Below are 22,431 nucleotides of genomic sequence, written 5' to 3'. Positions count from 1 at the left end.
ATGCACGATCGGAAAGGATTTGAGCACGTATCGTATGCCAACAAAGGCCTTTGCGCACACCGCCTGCGATGAGGACAGTTCGTGCATACTCTCACCGGTCCGCACACAGGAGACAGCAGCACCATGCAAAACGTTGGCCGACTCGTTCGCAGTGCCACGCTGAGCGGCTATATCGAACTGGTGGAATCGCTCGACTGCGATCCCGGTCGGTTGTTGCGCGGTGTGGGGCTGTCAGCGCGGTTGCTCAAGGACCCGGAGACGCTGATACCGAGCAGCGCGTTGCGAGAATTGCTGGAAGCCACTGCCCGCGCGACAGGTGCCGAGGATTTTGCGTTGCGGATGGCGGCGCGCCGCACGTTTTCCAACCTCGGGCCGATCAGCCTGGTACTGAAGGAGGAGCCCTCGCCACGGCAGGCGCTCGATACCTTGTGCCGCTACCTGAAGCTGATCAGTGCATCGCTGGTAACGCACGTCGAGGACGTGGGCCAGACCGTGATCATTCGCGAAGACTTGTTGCCGAGCCCGGGTACGGGCACGCGCCAGGCCATGGAACTGACCGTCGGCATGATGTTTCGCATCCTGCGCGAACTGATCGGTCCGCAATGGCGCCCGCTTCAGGTCTGCTTCACCCATCGCCCGCCGGCCAGCATGGCGGCCCACCAGGCATTCTTCGACCGTAAGCCGATGTTCAATCAGCCCTTCAACGGTCTGGTCTGCGCGGCAGCCGATCTGCAGAAACCACGCACCCCGGACCGGTCGGGCGCGGCGCAACTGGCGCGTGGCTACCTCGACGACGCGCTGCGGCATCGTGGCGAGGGCACACGCGAATCATGTCGTGAATTGATCATGGCGCTGCTGCCTGTCGGGCGCTGTACGGCGCAACAGGTCGCCCGGCTGTTGCGCGTGGACCGCCGCACCCTGCATCGACATCTGAGCGTCGATGGGCTGACGTTTTCCGGCCTGCTCGACGAAGTACGCGCGGAACTGGTGACGCGCCACCTGCAAGAGAGCGACCAACCGATCGGCGACATTGCGAGTCTGCTTGGATTTGCAAACCAGAGCAGCTTCAGCCATTGGTTCCGCGCCGAGTTTGGCTGCAGCGTCACGCAATGGCGCCGGCAACAGGTCGTGCAACCGGCAGCATCATCCGCCGGTGCGGGACGCCGCCGTCCCGCTTCAGCGCTCAGTCGGCAATAAGCACGATCTTTCCCATGTGCTGGCCGCTCGCGATATACGTGTAGGCGTCTGCGATCGCATCCATCGGGAACGTGCGGTCAATCGGCAAGCGCAGCCTGCCCGCACGGAAATGCGGCAGCAGATCGCGCGCGCATGCCTGGATACATGCAAGGCGTTCCTGCTCGCTGCGCGTCCGGAACGTCGCACCCATCAGCTTGAGGCGATTCAACCACAGCAGGTTGATATCGATCCGCCCGAACTGCCCTCCACCCAGCCGTGCAAGATTGACCAGTCGTCCCTGCACCGCAAGACTTCGGACATTGTCTTCGAAGACCGTGCCGCCGATGGTGTCGATGACGAGATCGACGCCACGTCCGTCAGTGGCCGCCATGATGGCCTCCACCTGCCCGTCATGCGATGCGTCGATGCCCACGTCCGCCCCGAAGCCGGCAAGCCTTGCGAGCTTTTCTGCGGATCGCGACGACACCATGACGAGCCTGGCGCCAAGCGCTTTGGCAGCCATGATCGCGGCCATACCCACGCCGCCCGACGCACCGTTGATGAACACCGTCTCGCCAGCCTTCAACTCGCCATTGCTGACCAGCGCATCGTGGGCGGTGATGAACACATTGGGGAACGCCGCTGCGTCGACCCATGACACATCATCGGGCACCGGCATCAACGCGAGCCGCGCGGCCACCACGTACTGCGCATGGCAACCACGGCCGTGACCCATCACGCGGTCGCCCTCGCGCCAGCCTTCAACCTGCTTGCCGACGGTCACTACCTCACCAGCAAACTCGACCCCTGCAGTCATCGGGCTTCCGGTTCGATGCTCGCGCATGTACTTGATTTCGCCAAGATTGATGCCGGATGCGCGGACCCTGATCAAGATCTCGCCGGGGCCCGGTTCTGGAATGGGAATGTCGTGAATCTCTGTCCGGCCGCCGTCGGCGCCCGGTAATACGCGCACTGCCTTCATTGCTAGTCCTCGGCGCTGGTTGTTATTGCGGAGTGAAATGGATCGATCGCAGCAGCTTGCCCTGGCGCTCGTACGATTCATGGATATCCTTGGCAAGCTCTTCCGTGGTGGCAGTGGAGCCGATCTCCATGCCAAGATCCTCGATCTTCCGCCGCAGTTCGGGCGATTGCAGCGCCTTGAGCGTGGCGTCGCGCATTTTTGCGATAACCGCTGGCGGCACGCCCGGCGCTGACCAGAGTCCCATCCAGCCCACCTCGTTGAGTTCGGGATAGCCGAGTTCAGCGAAAGTCGGCACATTGGGCAGTGCCGAGATGCGCTGCGGGAAAGCCACCGCATAGGCGCGCAGCTTTCCTGACTTGATGAACGGTAACGACGTAGCGGGACCATCGAACATCAACGGAACCTGTCCACCCATCACATCCTGCAGCGCCGGCGGAGATCCCTTGTAGCTCACTGCGCCGGCATCCACGCCGGCCAGCCGGTTGAACTGCACGCCGATCGTCTGGCCGCGCAGTCCGATGCCGAAGTTCGCATAGTCGAGCTTGCCCGGATTGGCCTTCATATGCGCAACCAGTTCCGGAAGGTTCTTCGCCGGCAGCGATGGATTGCCGACCAGCACCAGTCCCTGCCGCGTGAGCTGCGCAATGGGCACGATATCCTTGAAGGGATCGTAGGACACCTTGATAGCCTGCGGCACTTCCGAGGCAATGCCCTTCTGGATCAGCAGGAACGTGTATCCGTCGCGCGGTGCGGACAGCATGCCCTGGACCGCGATGGTGCCGGCCGCGCCCGACTTGTAGTCGACAATCACGGGCTGCCCGAGTGGGCGCTGCAGTTCGTAAGCCAGCAGGCGCGCCACGATATCGGCGGTGCCGCCCGGTGGTGCGCCGACAAGAATGCGCACCGGCTTGCTTGGCCAGTCGGCAGCATGGACCGTATTCATGGCAAACACTACCGAACCGAGCGCGACCGCGAGGGTCGTGCGCGCATTGAGGGCATGGCGTTTCATCTCTGTCTCCTTGTCAATCGCTGCGTCGCCTCACTGCGTCTTGCGCAGGAAGCCCTGGCTGCCCCCGTTCCGGTTCGGCGCGAACCCATTGGCTTGCAAGGATTCCTCGACGGTGTCATAGAACACGCCAATCCTGCAGATTTCGCGCGCCTGTTCTGCAGTGGCGATGTCGCGGCCAAGCTCGCGTGCGATGCGTACCAATTGCTCGATCTGATCCACAGAGCCCTGCTTGGCCGTACGGCGCGGGTTCCACAGTACGTCTTCGGTGCCACACCGCACGTGCAAACCCATCGCGATACCCATCACGTTGACTGGCAGCACATTGCGCACATTGCTTTCCACGGTCACCACCGCGCCCTCAGGCACGGCACGCATGAAGTTGGCCAGACTGTGGACGCTCGGCGTATCCATGCCGCCACCGATCGCCACCCAGTTCAGGTTCAACGGTCCCTTGTAGAAGCCGCGCCGCATCAGCCGCTCGACCGATTCGAAGCTGTTGACGTTGTAGCACTGGAATTCACTCTGGATGCCAGCCTCGGTCAGGCGACGCACGTGCTCTTCCACCCAGCCGGGGTTGGCAGGCACCGTCAAGTTCTTGTAGGCATTGAACAGCGTCATGTCCTCACGCGAGGTGCTCTTGAAGTCGGCATCCTCGGCGTGATCGGTGACGTTCATCTGCGACGTATTGACGGTCACCGTCACCTGGTCCGGCTTGGGGTCCAGATCCGCAAGCATGTGGCGGGTATCGTCAGATAACCATTTGGCGGCCTGGCCTTCATTCTCGGGGGCAAACGAGATCGACCCGCCGACCTGGATGATCATGCCCGGTGCCGCCTCGCGTACGCCGGCAATCAGTTCGTTGAACTTGGACAGGCGTTTGCTGCCCTTGCCGTCCAGTTCACGCACATGCAGGTGCAGCACCGTGGCGCCGGCGTTGTAGCAATCCACGGCCTTCTGGATCTGTGCTTCCATCGTGACCGGAATGTCCTCGGGGAAATCGGACGGTAGCCAGCCAGGCGCGTACGGGGCGGCGGTAATGATCAGCGGCTGCTGGTTCTCAGGGAAAAGGTGACCGTCAAGAAAATTCATGGTGATGCTCCGGGTAGTAGTCAGCAGCCGATTCAGTACGGGATGTCACCGACAATGCCGGCACGCTCCATCTTGCGCGGAGCCGGCCAGTAGTCATTCAGCGCGTAGTGCTGCGTGCAGCGGTTGTCCCACAGCACGACATCGCCCTCCTGCCATGACCAGCGCACCTGGTACTCGGGAATGGTGGCGCGGCTGATCAGGTAGTTGAGCAGCAGCGAAGCGCCTGGCGCCTTGTCGATGCCGTGACGAACATTGGCCGGGGTGCTGTAGTTGGTGAAATGGGTGCTGAAGCCTGCGCCGACGAACAGGATCTTCTCGCCGGTTTCCGGATGCGTGCGTACCACCGGATGCTCCACCGGCGGATGGTCCTGCGCCAGCTTCGCACGTGCTTCCGGGGTCATCACCGCGCCGAAACTATGCTCGATGCTGGCCCGGGCACGCAGGCCGATGACCTTCTGCCGGATGTCGTCAGGCAGTTCCTCATAGGCTTTCACCATGTTCACCCAGATCGTGTCGCCGCCGATCTCGGGGCACTCGACGCAGCGCAGCACCGCGCCCATGGCCGGATTGGGCCGCCACAGGCCATCGCAGTGGTAGTTGTTCTCGTAGCTGTGCGGGTTGTCGCTGCGGTAGATGCGCACCAGACCCGGATGCTCCGGATCGCTGCCGGCTACCGGATGATCCTCGAGCTTGCCGAAGCACCTGGCGAACGCCACATGCTCGGCGCGCGTGATTTGCTGTTTGCGAAAAAAAAGCACTTTGTGCTCGAGCAGCGCGGCGTGGACTGCGGCAAACAGCATCGGGTCGCGTGACGCTTCACCCAGATGGATGCCGGAGATTTCGGCGCCGATGGCCGGGGTGATCTGCCTGATCTTCATTGTCATGTCTCCTGCAGAGTCGGATGAATCCGTGGATCGGTTCACCCTGTCCTGTGCATCGAGTATCGGTCTCGCTCAGCCGACCTCGCTTGCTTATTTGGGACATGAATTTGTCAAGTTGGGACATTGAACTGTCACCGCAATGGCTTCCCCAACTCGCGACCTGCTATCGTATGGCGCCGAAGCCTTGCGGCGCAGAACAATACTCATGAGAGAGAAAGAGAGAGCCAAGCAATGCCCACACCCAACCCGGCGCTCCGACGCAGCCAGAAAACGCCCTTGACACCCGCGCGCCGGCGCTCTCTTATCGCCGGCATCATCCTGCTGGTCGCGGCATTGGGCTGGGGCGTAGCGGTGGTCGTCGAACCCGCCATCCAGCGCACCATCGTAATCACGACCGGCGCGGACAAGGGCATCTATAGCGGCTTTGCAGAGCGCTATGCGCCCCTGCTCAAGCGCGATGGCATCAAGCTCGATATCCGCAGTTCCGCCGGCTCGGTCGAGAACTACGCGCGGCTGACTGACCCAGATAGTGAATACGACGTCGGCTTTATCCAGTCGGGCACCACCGCCCCGAAGGACAGCGACCGGTTGCAGACCATCGCCGCGGTGTCCTATGAACCGATCTGGGTGTTCTATCGCGGCAAGGCCACGATCGACCGTCTGGCACAACTAAGCGGCAAGCGGATCTCGATCGGAGTACCCGGAAGCGGCCTGCTGAACGTCTCGCGCGTCCTGCTCAACCATAGTGGTGTCAACGCGAGCAACAGCACGCTGATGGAAATGGACGCCGGCCAGGCGTACCAAAGCCTGCACGATGGCAGGCTTGACGCCGCCTTTTTCATCGGCCGGCCGGATGCCGACATGCAGCAGAAGCTGCTGAACAGCGACCTGAAGCTGATGAACTTCGCCCAGGCCGACGCCCTGGTGCAGAGGTTCCCTTCTCTCACCAAGCTCACCTTCCCGCGCGCCTCGACCAGTATCGCGAAGGACCTGCCGCAGGCCGACGTCACGCTGCTGGCCGCCACGGCCCTGCTGGTTTCGAAAGACACGCTCCACCCTGCCCTGGTCTACCTGCTACTGGAGGCCGCCCGTTCCGTGCATGGCGGCGAGGACTACTTCACGCGCCTGGGCACGTTCCCCAACCTGAATACCAGCGAGTTCCCGATCGCGGACGAGAGCACGCGCTATTTCAAATCCGGGCGACCGTTCCTGCAGCGCTACCTGCCTTTCTGGCTCGCCAGCTTTATCGAACGACGCCTGCTGATCCTGCTACCGTTCATGGCATTGCTGCTCGGCTTGCTGCAAGCACTGCCGCGCATGATCGAAGCGCGGTACAAGAACCGGCTCGTAGTCTGGTATCAGGAGATCAAATCGCTGGAGGACGAGATCTGGAAGAACAGCGAACCGACCACCGAACAGGTAGCGCAATGGCGCGACGAGATCGAGAACATCGACGCGCACGCCAGCCAGATCCGGCTACCACAGCGCTACTTCCAGGACGTCTACGCCCTAAAGCAGGCGATCGGGGTGGTCAGGGACCGGATTTCGCATGTGGCGGCGAACCGGCAAGAAAAACCGCGCTAATCGGTTGGTGTGCGTGGCCGCCGCCGCGCCGCATGTCAAGCTGCGGCAAGGTGCCCTTGACTGAAACGCCGCACGAAAGCCTTGAACCGCTCCGTGGTTGGATTGGCGAAAATTTCGCGCGGGTTGCCGTCCTCGAGGATTTTCCCCTGGTAGAAGAACAGCAGGCGGTCTGCAACGTCGCGCGCGAACTGCATCTCGTGGGTGACGATAATCATCGTCATGCCTTCCTTGCTCAGGTCTCGAATTGTGCGAAGCACTTCATCGACGAGTTCCGGATCGAGCGCCGAAGTTACCTCGTCGAAGAGAATGACCTTCGGGTGCATCGCAAGGGACCGCGCGATGGCAATGCGTTGCTGTTGACCGCCAGATAGCCGCGCAGGGTACGCAGATGCCTTGTCAGCCAGCCCGACCTTCTCAAGGAGGGCCATGCATTCATCGCGGATTTCAGCCTTACCTCGTTGATGAAACATCAACGGTCCCATCATGACGTTGTCCAGCGCAGTTCGATGAGGGAACAGGTTGTAGTTCTGGAAAACCATCCCTGCAGTCATACGTAGACGGGAGATGTCTGCTTCGGACTGCCGTATTCGCTTGCCGTCCTCAGCAGCTTTTCGGTATCCGACAGGTTCTCCGTCGACATGGATACAACCCTGCTGGAACTCCTCAAGGAAGTTGATACAGCGCAGAAGGGTGGATTTTCCGGAGCCGCTCGGCCCAACCATCACCACAACCTCCCCCTCGCGTACGTCGAAAGAGATTTCATCGAGCACGCGTAACTCGCCAAACCACTTCGATACCTTCTGGACCTGAATCATCGGTCGACTTACAGCTACGTCATTCATGGGACAGTCCTCAATTCTGATGCGATGACCCGTGGCACTACTCGAACTTGAGCCGCTGCTGCAAGTGGGCAGCGAACAGTGAAATCGGGTAGCAGATAGCAAAATAGATAAGCATCACCCCGGCGAACACCTGGAATGCTTCCAGCGTTCTCTCGACAACCTCGCGCGATGCATAAGTAAGCTCCCACACACCGACGATCGACGCATACGAGGTGCTTTTCACAGCAATCGAAGCGTTGGTCACCAGTGGCGGCGCCGCCAACCGCAACGCAAGCGGCAATTGCACCTTCCGCAGGATTTGTCCAGGCATCATTCCAATGCTCTTCGCCGCCTCAACCTGAAGCTTTGGGACTGCAAGAATCGCACCTCGGACAATGTCTGCGACAAACGCCGCAAAGTACGCTGCCAGTGCAATCGCGGCTGCATAGACAGGTGGAAACTCGACACCAAGCTTCGGCAATGCGAAGTACGCGACAAAGATGAGAACCAGAACTGGAACACCCCTGACTACATAGATGTACGGGGTGATGATCCACGAGGCGAACCGGGGCCCGATTGCCGCGGCACTTCCCAGCAAAGTACCAACGATGAAGCTGATAACCACCGTAAACACGGCGAGCTGAAGCGTGACCATCGCACCTTGCAGAAGGTACGGCAATGAACTAAACAATCCTGTCGCGCCCATCACATCTTCCTCCGGTAGTGACCTTCCATCGCCCGGAAGAAGAGGCTGACTGCAGTAGTCATGACCAGATAGAAGATGGCGACGACCAAGAACACCTCATAGGAGGCAGCGGTTCTTTCCATCGTCAGCTTTCCGGTGAGGGTCAAGTCGACGACACCTATGCCGGCGACAAGCGACGTATCCTTGATAAGGACCGTCACCTGGTTGCCCAGGCTCGGAATGACCTTCAGCAACGCTTGAGGAAGGATCGCCCTGAAGAAAACTGCCTTGGGCTTCATGCCAATAGCGCGAGCAGCGTCCCATTGAGTTCGCGGCACCGACTGAACACCGCCGCGAAGCACTTCAGCAAAGTATGCCGCGCTTTGTATGGAGATTGCCAATGCACCGCAGAAAATTCCATCAAGGCGCCAACCGAGCAAAGGCAGCCCATAGTAGGCAACCAGGATGAGAAGAAACGTTGGCGTATTGCGAAGGAACTCAATTACTGCGTAGGCCGGCGCTCGCACCATGACATTGCTGGAGAGACGCATTGCAGCGACCATCGCACCGAGAACCAGCGCTCCAGGCAGGCTGAGGGCAACCACCGCCAAGGTTGTGATGAACCCGTCCGTGAACTCGCCCAGCATTGAACTGAGCCAGATGATCCAGGTCGATAGCATGTCGTCTTCCCCCGGCCTTCAGCTGTTACTTCGCGTAGTACTTCGCGTTCGGAGGATTCCTGCCGAACCATTTTTGATAGATGGCAGAGTACTCCGGATAGAGCGAACCGCCGCGCATCTCCGACACATAGGTGTTCAGCGTCAGCCACCAGGCAAAGTCGCCGGGCTTCATAAAGATGGCGTTGTTCGTTGCAGCGGACATGCGCTGGTCCAGTATGCGAACGTCCGGATTCTGTTTGACATACCAGAGCGCGACCGGCTCATCCAGTTGCGCGGCATCCACCCGATTGGACTTCACCCCCGTGAACTGAGCGCCGGTCGAGTCCAGTACCACCGGCTTCGCTTTCGGAAAGAACTGCTTTGCACGGGCCGCCTGCACCGGCGTGGACAAAATCGCCGTGGAGTACTTTGCGTTATCGAGGTCTGCGAACGTCTTGATGGGCGAGTCCTTCTTGACGATGACCACAATGCCGGAGTCGATATACCCTTCGGTGAATGCAACACGGGCAACACGGTCCGGCAAGATGGTCGCGACATGGATACCGAAATCCACCTTCCCGCTGTTCACGTTTTCCCAACGCGCGGCCGAGCTTTGCTTCACGAATTCGATACGCTCCGGCTTGTCGTCGCCGAAGAGGGATTTGGCGATAAGCTTCGCCACGTCGATGTCGAAGCCCGTCAAAGCACCCTTCTCATCTACGAAGCCGAACGGAGGCGATTCACTCGATACGCCCACCACAACCTTGCCTTTGGACAGCACCGCGTCCAGCTTCGAGGACTGGGCGTGCGCCGGAGAGGCGAGCAGCACTGCCGCTGCCATCGAGAATCCCACGGTCAGACAACGGAAGAGACGCATTGCGCGACCAGCTTCCGCGACCTGATCCATGCCACAGCAGATTTGAGTGTCGTTCATTTTCTTCAATCCCATCGAAATCAACCGTCTCACTTAGTTGTATCCAAGCACTGCCACGCGGCTTAGCTCTTCATCCTCGGTGCCACAGTCCAGCCCGATACGCCGACTCAGCGTAGCGAGCTGCGAATCCGGATACTGGTGCCACTGCTGCGTCTTCGACGGCGTCGTCTCGTGGCGGTCAAGGATGTCTTGCGTTGTCGGGGTTGATCGCATCGCGAATCTCCGGTTATCGAACGACAGGTCGAACAATGGCGCGCAGCATCTCGACCATTGCCAGGTGGCTAGCGACCGGAATGCCGTCGACGTTCGGGTCGATAACTCCCACTACGGAGTTAATGAGGCCGACGTCGACACCCCTACGCAGCAGTTCTGCCTCTAACTCAGGGGTATGCAGAAGGCGTGCGTCGCCCAGTCGCATGGCGAGTGCCGCAGCAATCGCATAGCAACCCCAGTTCGAACACGCGGCCGTGACCAGTACGTCAGCGCCTGTGACCGCCCCAATTCCCGAGCCGCATCCACATGCACACTTGTCACCAAACTTGACATGCTCGCGCACCGCATTCGCCACGATGCCCATGCCAATCTCGTTGCCGCCATCGCCGACTGCAACGGTGGGGATGCCCCGACGAATGGCTTCGTCGAAAGCAAAATCGATACGCGCGCGCTTCATGCCATAGTCGACGCCGCGCATGCTGTGATAGACGCCGCGCTCGCTACGGCCGACGCGCTCGGTTGACAAGAAGAGTGCAGGCTTCAGTTCGTCCAGTACCTGCTTTGCGGCATCTCGCGCTGCATCGTCCTCGACCGGGAAGCCTCGGAGCGAGACAACAGCCAGGCTGCCATCCTTGCAGGCTATCTGCGCCTGATCGAACGGGAGCACTGTCAATCCCGCAGCAGTCAGCACTGCCCCGAGTTGGTCCAGGAGCGTCTCTTCTGCCAGCACCACGCAATGGGCCTGCCTGGCAATAGCCAAGGCGCGCACAATGACGGCGAGTCCTGCAGGGCCGTCGTTCTCGCCAACGTTTGGCGAAATCCATGCGCGCGAGACGGAGCCCGTTGTCACCAGCACGGTCGCGCTTTTCGGAATGGCAGCGAGTGCGTCGGCTGCTGCGCCGACCAAAGGCTGACCCAGGCGCTCGCGGGCCGCCGCAAACAGATGCTCGACACCGCGGCCGCCGATATCCAGTGAGACCAGCTTGTCCAGACGGTCGTCGAATGCGCGAAACTCAGGTTTGCTCGTCATTGCGCGGCTCCCAGAACAAGTCGCGCCACAGCATCCCGGTCGTGAATGATCCTGGCGATATCAGTCAGGGACTTGTCCATCGCATCGATGACGGTTTCGAGGCCACCGGCGCGACGCAGCGCATCGAGCGTCGGCTTGAGTCGAACCGACACCCGCGCGCCCGGTTGGCCATGCGTATTCACCGTCAGGACGCCATGGTCACGCAGCAGGACCATGCCAAGCGCTGAAGTTGCCTCGCAGGGAACAACAACCGGCTTGTCGCCCGCGCGGCCAGCACGCTCCAGCAGAATGGCCAGCACATCGTTCTCGTCAATCATGGGGCCGAGATCGCTACGCTGAACCCGTTCCTTGCCAAGACGTTTCTGGAGTGCGGTCGCAAGGACCTGGCCAGCCTGTGCCTCCTGCTGCAAGTCTTCCGGCGAGTATTTCTGGAGACTGCGCAATACAGCTGCTGCAATCGGTGCGCGCGCTTCCATGCCAAACTCCGATGCCTTGGCACTGGCCGCAGTGACGAGGTCCTGACGGCCGACCAGCACGCCAGCGCGCGGGCCCGACAAGCCGGCTTTGTCGCAGTTCGTGATGGAGATATCTGCACCGAGTTGAAGACTCAGGGCCCCTGCGTGCAACACGGGACGCAGGCGGGCACCATACGCTTCGTCGAGGAAGACAGTGGCGTTGCGACGCTTGGCAAAATCGACCACTTGGGTGGTAATAGTGTCTTCCAGGCGCTCCAGGCTGCTGGTTACCGTAGTCACCACCACCAATCCCGGGCTCTCGGCCTCGATTGCGGAACGCCAATCCTTGTCGCCCTGGACCTCCACGAGCTTGACTTGAGCGATGCGAGCGCCGCGCACCACCGAAGCGTGCGACCGCCCACCCGGTGGAACCACCGAGACCACCGTCTTACCGCCTGCATTTGCGGCGATGGTGGCGATGATGCCGGCGCTGGTGCGGTTGAAGATGGCCACACCATCCTCAGGTTTCCCACCCATATGCTTGACTGCGACTGCCCGCAGTTCCTTGGCGCCCAGCCCGGGCCCAACCCATTCTTCGCATAGCGTCAGAAGATCATCGGGCGATACCGGAAAATCGCGTTGATTGCCGGTGAAGATGCCGATCGATTCCGGACCCAGTTCGCGCACCCGGGCAGCCGCAACTGCCTGGCCTTGCTGCAAACGGCGCGCTTCGTCGACGCTGGAACGAATAATCGTGCCGCGCGCAAAGCCAACTACGGGGTCAATCGGGTTGCCGAAACGGTCCTGTGCCAGGCTGTCGACATCGGGACGTTTGCCAGATGGGGTCTGCATATCAAATCCAGTTGTTGCTGATTGCGATGCCGGCGGACTCGCCGGCGTTGTTTCGTGTATGGGCAGCCGGAAGTCGAACAGTGCCGCGCCGGTAAGGGTGAACCCGTCCATTACCTGGAGACCGTCACGATGCTGTTCAGGAGTCCTACGAATGAGGCGTGCCCCTGCCAGTCAATCCCGTCGACCGCGCATTCAGCCAGGGAGGTCGCACCATCGCGTGCTCCCGCCTTGACCGTGGCCTCAATCAACCCACGCTCCAGTTCCGGCGAGTGAATAAGTTCCGGCTTTGCAAGCGCGGAGGCCAACGCCGCAGCGACTGCGTATGCGCCCCAATTGGAAACCGACGCACTCACGACAACATCCGTCGCAGCCGTCGTCACCACACCGGACTCGCATCCGCGCAGGCACTTTGCCCGTAGCGGATGCACTGCCGAGATCTCGTCGCGAACCGCACCAAAGCCGACTTCGTTTCCGCCATCGCCAATGCCGATCGAAAGAATCCCCCGGCTCCTGGCTACTGCCGCAAGCTGATACACGTGAGCGACTTGCTCCGGCTCACGGCAATCACCTCGGACACCGTGGAAATGGCCTTCCACGTTGGGGCCATCCCGTTCCACGAAGAGCACCGCCGTTGGGTTGTACTCGCGTACCAGGTACTCCGCAGCCACCTGGCCCATGTGCGCACCCATGGGGAACGATTCGACAGCAACCTTTCCCTTCCTGCCGAGCTCGTCGTTCACCACTGCGGTTACGGCTGCGACTGGTGGCATATGCGCATCCTCGGTAACCAGGATGGCCTTCACGCCGAAACCAAGAACCAGCGCTCTGGCCAGAACCGCGGCCCCTGGAGGCCCATCGGTTTCACCGAGTGGCAATTTCGGCGCGATGCCGGCCCCGGTTGCAATCAACACGGTGCTTCCTGGCTTTACCGCTTCAATGAGCTTTCGGGCGGCGAGAGTCGTAAGTGGAAGTCCGTGATGGCGCCGGCACGCCGCGTACATCGGAGCAACGTATCCGGCCGGGAGACCACCACTGAGCGGGCGGATTTCGACAGTCATCAGTCTGTCGAGCCGCTCGCCGACAATCTCATCGTTCTGCTTCAACACGACCGGCTCCTCAGGCGTCAATCGGGTCGCGGTAGGTCTCTTTGGCAAGCAGTACGCACACCAGCGAGATCACTGCGGCGACGACTACAAACCAGGAAACCGCATGCGAGGTGCCGGTCTGCGCTACCAGCCAGGCGGCAATCAGGGGAGTCGGAGCGCTAGAGATGATTCCGGACAGTTGATATGCGGTCGAGGCGCCGCTGAAGCGATAACGCGTCGGGTATTGCTCGGCATAGATGACGCCGTGAAGCGAGCCGGTCGAAGCGTGGCCGATACCCAGGCCGAGCGTAATGGCCAGCACAATCAAGGCGGGGTTCCCTGTGTTCAGAAGCCAGAACAGCGGGAACGCATAGACGCCGAGGAAAATCGCGCCAAAGCCATACACTTTCAGCCGGCCAATCTTGTCGGAGAGCGCGCCGAATACGGGTTGCATGAACAGGTCAACTGCAGCGCCAACCAGCAGTGCCGTCGACGCAAGACTACGGGGCAGGTGGAGCGTTTCCGTGATGTAGGTCAGCGCATACACCGTAATCAGGAAGTAGCCGACATTGGCAACGCTCTGGAAGAAGACCATCACCAGGGTCTTTTTCTTTTCGTTGGCCCAAACCTCTTTCAGCGGAGCCTTGCAAACCTCGCCCGTCTTGGCCAGCTTCTCGAATGCGGGCGGCTCGCTCACCTGCAGACGGATATACATACCCACCGCGAGCAGTGCCAGGCTGAACAGGAACGGCAGGCGCCATCCCCAGGCATAGAACTGATCGTCCGGGAGCATCGAGACGAGTGCGAATGCGCCCGACGACACAAGCAGGCCAGCCGGCACGCCCATTTGCATGGTGCTGCCAAACAATCCACGCTTACCGTCCGGCGCGTGTTCGACGGACATCAGCGCTGCGCCGCCCCACTCGCCGCCCAAGGCGAAGCCCTGGAACACACGCAGCAGGATAAGCAGACCAGGCCCCCAGTAGCCCGCCGTCTCAAACGACGGAAGGATGCCAATTGCCGCGGTGCAAAGGCCCATGAGCACCAGCGTAAAGACCAGCAGCTTCTTGCGACCCATCTGGTCGCCGAAGTGACCGATGATCATGCCGCCGAGCGGACGGATGATGAATGCAACAGCGAACGACGCCATCGAGGCGAACGTTGCGAATTCGGGAGAGAGCCCGTTGAAGAAGACTTTCGGAAAGACGAGGGCAGCCGCCGTACCGTAGAGGAAGTAGTCGTACCATTCGACAGTCGTGCCGATGAACGAACCGAGCGCAGCCTTGGTCGATGCCGAACGCTCGGTTCGGGTGCGTCCGACATTGTGGGCTGTTGTAGTGTGTGCATTCATTCCAAACTCCGCTTCGTGGGGCTTTCTGATACACGCTGGTCGGCATCAACACGGCAGGGGATGCCGACCAGCGGACCTACCGTCAGACGTTGATGGTTACGCTCTTGCGCGATGTGTAGCTTTCCAACGCGCCTTCAATCGAGTACTCGGCACCGATACCGCTTTGCTTCGCACCGCCATACGACATGCCAGGAATCTGGCCGCCGGCACGATTAACCTGCAGCCATCCCGCATCAATCTGCTCGGTGACGCGCATCGCGGTGGTCAGGTCGTTCGTGAACACATACGCCGCCAGGCCGTACACCGTATCGTTCGCCCACTGCACCACTTCTTGCTCCGTGGAGAACGGGATGGCAACCAGGACCGGGCCGAACACTTCTTCGCGGGCGACCCGCCAACTGTTGTCAATGCCGGTAAAGATGACGGGGCCAGGGAAGAAGCCGTCCGCTTGCTCGACTGCCGGCGGCACCGAGCCGGTCAGCGTCTTGGCGCCAGCCTCGACGGCCTCGGCAATGAAGCTGCGCACTTCCTTGTAGCGCTCGGCGTTGATGATTGCGCCGATGTCGGTACGCTCGTCCAGAGCGTCGCCGATGCGCAGTTCATTTACCTTCGCCACTACCCTGGTCATGACGGTGTCGAAGACGTCCTTGTGGACGTACAACCTGGAGCCCGCTGTGCACGATTGCCCCTGGCGCGCGAAACGCATTGCTGCGATCACGCCATTCACGGTGGCATCGATGTGTTCCGGCGTGGCTGCGTCCGGAAATACGATGCAAGGGCTCTTGCCGCCCAGTTCCAGCGTGGCGTGGCCAATACGGTCTGCCACGGCGTGAGCGACCAGTTGGCCAACTTCGAGTGAACCCGTGAACGACACCTTGGCGACGTTCGCGTGCCTGGACAGCGGCGCACCCGCGTCGATACCGGTGCCGGTAACAACGTTGAATACGCCGGCCGGGAACAGGTCCGCAGCCAGTTCGGCCACCTTCAGAACAGCCAGCGGCGCATCTTCTGCCGGCTTCAGTACCAGCGTGTTGCCGGTGCCAAGTGCCATGCCAATTTTCACTGCGGCCAGCACGAGCGGCGAGTTCCAGGGAATGATGGCCCCGACAACGCCCAGGGGCTCGCGCGTGGTGTAGCTGAACAGGCCGGGGCCCAGCGGCAGCGTTTCACCCTTTTGCTCAGCAACCACACCGCCGTAGTAGCGCAGCACCTCGGCGGCGCTCTGCACTTCCGGACGGCTCTGCGTGCGCAGGGCATTGCCGGTTTCGGCGGCCAGAACGCGGGCGATTTCTTCCACATTGGCACTGATACGGTTGCCCAATTCAGTCAGCAGCGCACCGCGGCTGCGCGATGCGAGACGACGCCACTTCGGAAACGCTGCTGCTGCGGCGGCCACCGCCGCATCTACATCGTCAGCGTCGCTCGCACCGATAGTGGTAATGACCGTCCGACGGCACGGATTTTCAACATCCAGCGTGCGACCTTTCTTCGGCGTAGTCCATTCGCCGTTCACCAACAGGCCGGTCTTGCCAGCTGCCGGCACGATGACTTCGGGTTGCTTCATTTCAACGGGGCTATTCACGGAATTCCTCACTGACTCAAGACTTATTGATTGGCCGACTGCAGGCTCAGGCGAACGCCGAGCAGTTCTTCGTACAGTTCGTTGACGCTGGTGGAGTCCTTGCCACCCAGACCCTTGGCGCGGGCCGCGTTGTAGGTCTGGCGCACCAGCTGGCCGAGAGGCATCGGCAGATTCGAGAACTCTTCCAGGCAGAGCGTGATGTCCTTGTGCATCAGGTCGATGGCGAAGTTCGCCGGGCGCTCTTCGGTGAACAGCGTCTTGGGCAGGTAGTCCAGCATCTTGCTGCCGGCCAGACCCGCACCGAACACATCACACAGCACGGAGAGGTTGGCACCGGCCTTCACGCTCGCAGCGAGAACCTCGCCAAGCGCGACCGTATTGATGGCGGTCAGCAGGTTATGGCTCAGCTTGGTCAACTGGCCTGCGCCGGTGTCACCACAGTGGACGATGCGGGTCGCCAGAACATCGAGTACAGCGCGTGCCTGGTCGATGACTTCGGCCTTTCCGCCAATCATGATGACGAGCTTGCCATTTGCTGCACCCAGCACACCACCGCTCACCGGCGCGTCCAGGAACTCCACGGCTTGTTTGGCGCAAGTGGCAGCAATGTCCTTGGTAGTTGCCGGATCGACAGTGCTGAAGTCGATGATGATGGCGCCACGCGGAATCGTTTGGAGCACACCGGCGGCTCCGGTCACTGCATCGCGCAGCGTCTTTGGGCTGGGCAGGCTCAGCAGCACACGTTCGGCGCCTTCGGCTGCTTCGGACGGCTGGCCCGCGGCAATTGCGCCCTTGGCCACCAGTTCCTGCACTGCCTGCTGGTTCGGGTCAAACACACGGACTTCGTGCCCGGCTTCGATAAGACGAGCGGCCATACGCGAACCCATACGACCCACACCGATAAAAGCGACCTTCATTGAATTAAACCTCCGAAAACTTGAGAGACCTGGCGCCAGTTTCATATGCATGGCGAGGCTGGTCTGGCACCTCGCTTGTTGCGCATTCACTGCGCTTTGCATATGCATTTGCTGTCTGGTGCGACAAACTATAGACAGCGAAAAATGGAAAAAAAAGACGACCATTTATGACGCTATGCGTAAATTTCACTTACCATTTGCATTGCACGTTTTTGGACGAACGAGCGTCCCCAGCGGAGTGCAGGAATTTGTGCGGCGCAGAAAAGCAAAGCGGAAGCAAAGGCCTCGCTTTGTGGGAAAGCCCGCTTGCCGTTAAGCCTTGCGGGAGTTGGGACTTGGTCTCGAGCTTCTGTCGCCCTGCAGCAGAGGACGGGGTAGCAACGCGCGCAAAGTGAGGTGTGCGTGGACCGGTACGTGCACAGATTTGGCGCACCAATAACAGGAAGATTTTTTTATCCTGTTTCGCAGACTAGGGTAAACCTCGATTACTCGAGCTTCATTTCACGAAGGGTTGTCATGCTTCATCTTGGTCGACTGCATCTGCTCCATGAGCTTTCGGTGCTGGGAACAATTTCTGCTGTGGCGGAAGCGATGCATCTCACTCGCCCAGCAGTGTCCCAGCAACTCGCTCTGCTTGAAGAGGAACTCGAAACGGTTCTATTCGAACGTTCCGGCCGGAGCGTCGAGCTGACCCCTGCAGGACGTCGCCTGGTTGCGCGTGCCGCGGAGTTGTTCGAGCTCGTCGAAGACATCGAGGCGGAGCTGGCTGCCGCCAACACGCAGATATCGGGAGACATCCGGCTGTCTGCGTTCGGGTCCCTGGCGTCGACGGTCGTGCCCCACGCCATTGCCAGGCTGGCAAGCGAACATCCGCAACTGAACGTGAGCATTCAGGAACTGGAACCTGCTGACGGCCTTAAGGCTGCTGCATCGAAGAAGATGGACCTTGCGGTGGTCGACGACCTGGTCAGCGCGGGGAACCTCGCGACTCTCCTGGAGTTCCATCCCCTCTGTACCGACCACTTCGAAGCCGTGGTTGCCGCCGACCACAAACTCGCAGGCAAGCGATCAATCCAACTCTCGGAACTCGCCCACGAACGTTGGGCGCTGAACCAGACTGCGGTTACCTACTACGACTTCCTGCTCAACGCTTTCCATGCAGCGGGGTTCACACCTCGGGTCATGAGCAGTTGCAGGAATATGAGCGCCACCCTGGAGATCGTGCGCACTGGATGCGCCGTTTCCGTGCTTCCCCAGTTGGCGCTCAAGGCCATTAGCAACGATCCGGACTTCAGCACCATACCTATCCGTCCAATCCTTAACAGGCGCATTTTTGTCGCGCTGCCCAAGGGCGCTGCACGGCGCCCCGCAGTGCGGGCGGTGCTGAACGCTCTTGAAGCAGCAGTGCCTCCCGAAGCCGCACTGACTGCTTCATGAACATGGCGAGAGAAGGTTTTTCTTACTCATAGAGTCACATCTGATCGCCTTTTTCTTTCCTGATCCGCTCTCTAATATTCGCAGCTATCAGCGCACCACCGCACGAAATGGACCGTGCGTGCCGCCGATGCTTTTGGAGAGCCTCATGAAGTCGTTGGTAAAGAAGATTGTCCCTGTGGCATTGATCTGCGTTGCCGGGACCGTAGTAGCGCAAGACAACTGGCCCAGCAGGCCGGTTCGCCTTGTGGTTCCTTTCCCTCCTGGCGGCGCTGCCGACGCAGTCGCACGCATCGTTTCCGACAAGCTCGGCAAGGAGTTAGGGCAGCCAGTCGTCATCGACAACAGGCCTGGCGGCGCCACAACCATTGCGTCGACATTCGTCGCGCGTGCCGCGCCTGATGGCTACACGCTGTATCTCGGCGGCATGAATCTTGAAATCCTCCCCGCCCTAAACGACGACGGGGATTCCTTCCGCGCTTAGGCCGCGAGGGCCTGAGTCGCCTCGGTGGGTTCCTGCTTCTTCGAGCGGCCCGACTGCACCGGCTCTCCACAGGCTAACAAGCGCTTTCCGCGCTCTAAAATACTGATCGCGCCGACGTGATCGGCGTTGTTCTTGTACCCGCATTGGACACAGACGAACAGCGCCTGCGTCTTACGGTTCTCAGCTGAAACATGACCGCAGCTCGGGCACGTTCTGCTCGTGTTGTGCGCAGGTACGGCAACGAAAAAGCCACCGCGCCATGCCGTCTTGTACTTCAGTTGCCGACGAAACTCGCCCCATCCCTGGTCCAGAATGGCTTTGTTCAGGCCCGATTTCGCGCGGACATTACGTCCCGGAGCGTCAGCGGTGCCCTTTGCAGACTTGGTCATATTGCGAACCTGCAGGTCCTCGATGGCGATCATTGCGTGGTTTTTGCTGATCGTGTTCGACGCCTTGTGCAGGAAGTCTGCCCGCGCGTTAGCGACGCGCGCATGGATGCGTTGGATGCGGGCCTTCGTCCTCTTCCAGTTCGATGAACCTTTGACCTTGCGCGCCATGCGGCGCTGATATTTCGCAAGTCGCTGTTCGTGCTTCCTGAAGCTCGCGAGCGGCGAGATATACGAGCCGTCGCTCAGGGTCGCGAAACGCACCACGCCGACGTCGATGCCGACGGCCGGTCCGTGCGGGACCGGTTGCTCGACCTCGCGCAGCGTGAGAATGGACACGTACCACTTGCCCGCCCGTAGCGATACAGTTGCACTACGAACCTCGCCCAGCACCATACGGCTGTTGCGGTAGCGCAGCCAGCCGAGTTTCGGAACCTTGATACGCCCGTTGCTGCCATCGACCTCGATCTGATTCTTGTCAGGAAACTGAAATCCGTCGCCCTCGCCTTTGCGCTTAAAGCGGGGAAAGCTCGCGCGCTTGGCGAAGAAATTCCGAAAAGCTTGATCACATGCCTGTGTCGCCATCATGAGCGCATGACGCGGAGCGTCCGAGAGCCATGGCGTCTCAGCGCTGTTTCGCCATTCGGTCAGATGCTTCCCGATTGCGAACTTGCCAATAAACTTGCCCCCCGCTTCGTGGTTCTCTTTCTGCAACGCCAGCGCCTTGTTGTAGACGAAACGGCACGCGCCCGCGAACTGACGCATCTTGCGCGCCTGGTCGCCGGTGGGCATCAGTACGAATCTGAAGGCTTGGAGTCGTTGCATCGGCCACATGGTACAAGTGGTCGATGAGCAGAGACATTGACATTCGGCAACGGACGGCATTGTGCTGTCTTCGTAAGCGTGCGCGCCGACTTCGAATCAGCGTTGGTTGAGTTCGACGCAGAAGACGACTCCTAAAAGGACGGCTTCGCCGTCCACGCTATCCTTCCTCCCCCTGAACGGGGGAGGATTGCCGCGCCCCTGTTCAAGGAGCGCGGCATGGACCTGCAGTACAGCGTATGGCGGGGTATTGCGCTACCAAGATCGACGCCACCCGAGGTGGTAAACAAGCTGCGCGAAACCGCGAGGAAGATTGCTGAAACGCCATCGTTCAAGGAGACTGTCCAGAAGCAGAACCTCACGATGGCCTACGCGGACACGCCTGAATTCTCAGCAGCCATCCTTCGACAAAGCGAAAGCTTCAAGAAGCTCATGGCCTCGCTTAACTTGAAGCAGTGAACGGCACCGTTTGATACCCATCGCCCAAGTCGTTCTCCTTTCCCGCCCGTGCTCCTCGCCGGGCTTTTTTTGCTTGAGCCAACGAAATATCGGGAACAGAGAACGGCGCGCAGCTCGCCTGTTACGGCAGCCCCTAGCCGCCCATGACGCCCCTGACCGCCGCCTCGAACCGCGGATCCATGACCGCCCCCACGTTAAAGCGCGACCACGGCGAGGTCGCCTCGGAGTCAACGCAGAAGACGCGGCCCGGCGCCATCATGACTTTCCTTGCCAGCATCTGCTCGGCGACCGGCAGCGAATCATCCACGCCAGGAAGCGCACCCCACAGGTAAAGACTTTCTTCTGTCCGGGCAAAGACGCGGGCGTCCAGCCGGTCGAACAACGTCAAGGCCTTCTCCGTGGCATGGGCCAGACGCGAGCGCAGGCGCGTGATATAGCGCTGGAAATGCCCCTCGCTGAGAATCACGTCGACTGTCCGCTCGCAGTATTCCGAGCTGCTGACATGGATCAGCGCCTTGAGGTCTGCGAGGTCGCAGGCCAATCCCGATCCGCATGCGATGTACCCCACGCGTAGCGCAGCGGAGAAGGATTTGGAGAAGCTTCCCACATAGATGGTGCGCTCGAGTTGGTCCAGCGCGGAAAGCCTTGGGAGTGATGGCGGCTTGAAATCAGCCAGCGCATCGTTTTCCACCAGCAGCAGGTTGAACCGCTGCGCGAGCTGCAGAATCCGATAAGCCTTGGCTGCCGACAAGTCAGATCCCGTAGGGTTGTGCGCCACGGATTGCGTGAAGAAGAGCCTGGGGCGCTCGGTCGTCAGTAGTCGCTCCAGCGCCTCGATATCAGGCCCATCGGGCAGCCGCGGTACGCCAATAATTTTGGCGCCTGCCAGCTTGAGCTTGCCGAAGAGCGGGTAATACCCTGGATCGTCGACTAGGACTGCGGCGCCGGCGGGCACGAAATAGCGGATTACCAGGTCGAGTGCATCGTTTGCGCCGTGTGTGAGTACGATCTGGTTCGGATCGGCACCGATCCCGATCGCCGCCAGTTTGCGTACGAGATGGATGCGCAATGGCTCGTAGCCGAAACGATTCCCGTAGCGGAACAAGGCGCCCAGGCCGGTGCGCACCACCTTATGGTGATATTTGTCCAGGCGGGTTTCCGCCAGCCATTCGACAGGCGGAAAACCATCGCCTACCGACAGTACATCGGGACGGCTCTTCAGTTGCTCACGCATCAGCCAGACGATGTCCATCGCACGGCCAAGCGATCCGGCATCGTCTTCGTGAGTGGCCTTTGCCACGCCGGCCAAAACAAAATAACCGGCACCGCGTCGCGGTTCCACCAGCCCACGCTCGACCAACAACTCGAAAGCGGCGACGACCGTGTTCTTGCTGTAGCCATGCATGGCAGCCACGTCGCGTAGCGATGGCAGGCGCTCACCTACGCCGTAGGCGCCCTCGGCGATCTGTCTGGCAAGGGAATCCGCGAGAGTAACTGCCAACGAAGGCGCTTTGGGGGCCATATGAAGTCCAGCCGGAGGT

21 protein-coding genes and 1 pseudogene are annotated in these 22,431 nt (G+C 60.6%); 5 read left to right on the top strand and 17 right to left on the bottom strand.

The features are described 5' to 3' along the window. The first annotated feature begins 123 nt into the window (after nt 1-123). Nucleotides 124-1,197: an AraC family transcriptional regulator ligand-binding domain-containing protein gene (locus tag ACO550_RS07140; RefSeq protein WP_315591541.1), complete on the top strand. Its 1,074-nt coding sequence runs from the start codon at nt 124-126 to the stop codon at nt 1,195-1,197. Here the strand turns inward: ACO550_RS07140 and ACO550_RS07135 are convergent. Genes ACO550_RS07135 through ACO550_RS07120 form a run of 4 tightly spaced genes read right to left on the bottom strand, consistent with a single transcriptional unit; the run spans nt 1,184 to nt 5,134 of the window. After that, nucleotides 1,184-2,158, bottom strand: a complete 975-nt coding sequence (locus tag ACO550_RS07135) for a quinone oxidoreductase family protein (protein ID WP_315591542.1) — start codon at nt 2,156-2,158, stop codon at nt 1,184-1,186. The genes ACO550_RS07140 and ACO550_RS07135 overlap by 14 nt on opposite strands. Before the next feature lie 22 nt (nt 2,159-2,180). After that, nucleotides 2,181-3,167, bottom strand: a complete 987-nt coding sequence (locus tag ACO550_RS07130; RefSeq protein ID WP_315591543.1) for a tripartite tricarboxylate transporter substrate-binding protein — start codon at nt 3,165-3,167, stop codon at nt 2,181-2,183. A 30-nt stretch (nt 3,168-3,197) separates the two neighbouring features. Beyond that, nucleotides 3,198-4,256: a 3-keto-5-aminohexanoate cleavage protein gene (locus tag ACO550_RS07125; RefSeq protein ID WP_315591544.1), complete on the bottom strand. Its 1,059-nt coding sequence runs from the start codon at nt 4,254-4,256 to the stop codon at nt 3,198-3,200. A 32-nt stretch (nt 4,257-4,288) separates the two neighbouring features. After that, the gene (locus tag ACO550_RS07120) at nt 4,289-5,134 is read right to left on the bottom strand and encodes a TauD/TfdA dioxygenase family protein (protein WP_315591545.1); all 846 of its coding nucleotides are present in this window, start codon (nt 5,132-5,134) and stop codon (nt 4,289-4,291) included. Between the two features lie 234 nt (nt 5,135-5,368). Between ACO550_RS07120 and ACO550_RS07115 the strand changes: the two genes are divergently transcribed. Further along, nucleotides 5,369-6,721, top strand: a complete 1,353-nt coding sequence (locus tag ACO550_RS07115) for a TAXI family TRAP transporter solute-binding subunit (protein WP_315591546.1) — start codon at nt 5,369-5,371, stop codon at nt 6,719-6,721. Between the two features lie 35 nt (nt 6,722-6,756). On the opposite strand, the gene ACO550_RS07110 is transcribed toward ACO550_RS07115, so the two are convergent. The 11 genes from ACO550_RS07110 to ACO550_RS07060 all read right to left on the bottom strand — a co-directional run bounded on the left by ACO550_RS07110 (nt 6,757) and on the right by ACO550_RS07060 (nt 17,350). Beyond that, nucleotides 6,757-7,563 carry an ATP-binding cassette domain-containing protein gene (locus ACO550_RS07110; RefSeq protein ID WP_315591547.1) on the bottom strand — a complete coding sequence of 269 codons (807 nt, stop codon included), beginning with the start codon at nt 7,561-7,563 and terminating at the stop codon, nt 6,757-6,759. Between the two features lie 37 nt (nt 7,564-7,600). Beyond that, nucleotides 7,601-8,248 (bottom strand): ABC transporter permease subunit, encoded by a 648-nt coding sequence (locus ACO550_RS07105; RefSeq protein ID WP_315591548.1) that lies wholly within the window; start codon nt 8,246-8,248, stop codon nt 7,601-7,603. Further along, nucleotides 8,248-8,907 carry an ABC transporter permease subunit gene (locus tag ACO550_RS07100; protein ID WP_315591549.1) on the bottom strand — a complete coding sequence of 220 codons (660 nt, stop codon included), beginning with the start codon at nt 8,905-8,907 and terminating at the stop codon, nt 8,248-8,250. The genes ACO550_RS07105 and ACO550_RS07100 overlap by 1 nt, the downstream gene beginning before the upstream one ends. Nucleotides 8,908-8,932: 25 nt before the next feature. Then, entirely contained in the window at nt 8,933-9,820 is an 888-nt protein-coding gene (locus ACO550_RS07095) for a transporter substrate-binding domain-containing protein (RefSeq protein ID WP_315591550.1), read from the bottom strand. Nucleotides 9,821-9,853: 33 nt separating this feature from the next. After that, complete coding sequence (locus ACO550_RS07090; protein ID WP_315591551.1) at nt 9,854-10,033, bottom strand: hypothetical protein; 180 nt, start codon at nt 10,031-10,033, stop codon at nt 9,854-9,856. A gap of 13 nt (nt 10,034-10,046) precedes the next feature. Continuing rightward, complete coding sequence (locus tag ACO550_RS07085; protein ID WP_315591552.1) at nt 10,047-11,063, bottom strand: glutamate cyclase domain-containing protein; 1,017 nt, start codon at nt 11,061-11,063, stop codon at nt 10,047-10,049. Next, the gene (locus tag ACO550_RS07080) at nt 11,060-12,370 is read right to left on the bottom strand and encodes an aminotransferase class I/II-fold pyridoxal phosphate-dependent enzyme (protein ID WP_315591553.1); all 1,311 of its coding nucleotides are present in this window, start codon (nt 12,368-12,370) and stop codon (nt 11,060-11,062) included. The genes ACO550_RS07085 and ACO550_RS07080 overlap by 4 nt, the downstream gene beginning before the upstream one ends. Before the next feature lie 110 nt (nt 12,371-12,480). After that, nucleotides 12,481-13,476, bottom strand: coding sequence for a glutamate cyclase domain-containing protein (locus ACO550_RS07075; protein ID WP_315591554.1), 996 nt, complete (start codon nt 13,474-13,476; stop codon nt 12,481-12,483). Nucleotides 13,477-13,486: 10 nt separating this feature from the next. Next, nucleotides 13,487-14,806: an MFS transporter gene (locus ACO550_RS07070; RefSeq protein ID WP_315591555.1), complete on the bottom strand. Its 1,320-nt coding sequence runs from the start codon at nt 14,804-14,806 to the stop codon at nt 13,487-13,489. A gap of 82 nt (nt 14,807-14,888) precedes the next feature. Then, the gene (locus ACO550_RS07065) at nt 14,889-16,388 is read right to left on the bottom strand and encodes an aldehyde dehydrogenase family protein (protein WP_315591556.1); all 1,500 of its coding nucleotides are present in this window, start codon (nt 16,386-16,388) and stop codon (nt 14,889-14,891) included. Nucleotides 16,389-16,411: 23 nt separating this feature from the next. Beyond that, a complete protein-coding gene (locus ACO550_RS07060; RefSeq protein WP_485994586.1) occupies nt 16,412-17,350 on the bottom strand; it encodes an NAD(P)-dependent oxidoreductase in 939 nt (312 codons plus the stop codon). 471 nt (nt 17,351-17,821) lie between these two features. Between ACO550_RS07060 and ACO550_RS07055 the strand changes: the two genes are divergently transcribed. Both ACO550_RS07055 and ACO550_RS07050 read left to right on the top strand, forming a co-directional pair. Beyond that, nucleotides 17,822-18,742, top strand: coding sequence for a LysR substrate-binding domain-containing protein (locus tag ACO550_RS07055; RefSeq protein ID WP_315591558.1), 921 nt, complete (start codon nt 17,822-17,824; stop codon nt 18,740-18,742). Nucleotides 18,743-18,887: 145 nt separating this feature from the next. Continuing rightward, a pseudogene (locus ACO550_RS07050) lies at nt 18,888-19,193 on the top strand (Bug family tripartite tricarboxylate transporter substrate binding protein); the annotation flags it as partial. Between the two features lie 26 nt (nt 19,194-19,219). Here the strand turns inward: ACO550_RS07050 and ACO550_RS07045 are convergent. Then, on the bottom strand, nt 19,220-20,434 hold the full coding sequence (locus tag ACO550_RS07045; RefSeq protein ID WP_315591559.1) for a transposase: 1,215 nt from the start codon (nt 20,432-20,434) through the stop codon (nt 19,220-19,222). A gap of 159 nt (nt 20,435-20,593) precedes the next feature. Between ACO550_RS07045 and ACO550_RS07040 the strand changes: the two genes are divergently transcribed. Continuing rightward, nucleotides 20,594-20,890, top strand: a complete 297-nt coding sequence (locus ACO550_RS07040; RefSeq protein ID WP_485994584.1) for a tripartite tricarboxylate transporter substrate-binding protein — start codon at nt 20,594-20,596, stop codon at nt 20,888-20,890. 133 nt (nt 20,891-21,023) lie between these two features. Here the strand turns inward: ACO550_RS07040 and ACO550_RS07035 are convergent, their stop codons facing one another. Next, a complete protein-coding gene (locus tag ACO550_RS07035; RefSeq protein ID WP_315591560.1) occupies nt 21,024-22,412 on the bottom strand; it encodes an aminotransferase class I/II-fold pyridoxal phosphate-dependent enzyme in 1,389 nt (462 codons plus the stop codon). Nucleotides 22,413-22,431: the final 19 nt, after the last annotated feature.

It is taken from the genome of Cupriavidus sp. (assembly GCF_057315035.1).
This window is presented reverse-complemented; position numbering and strand designations above follow the sequence as displayed.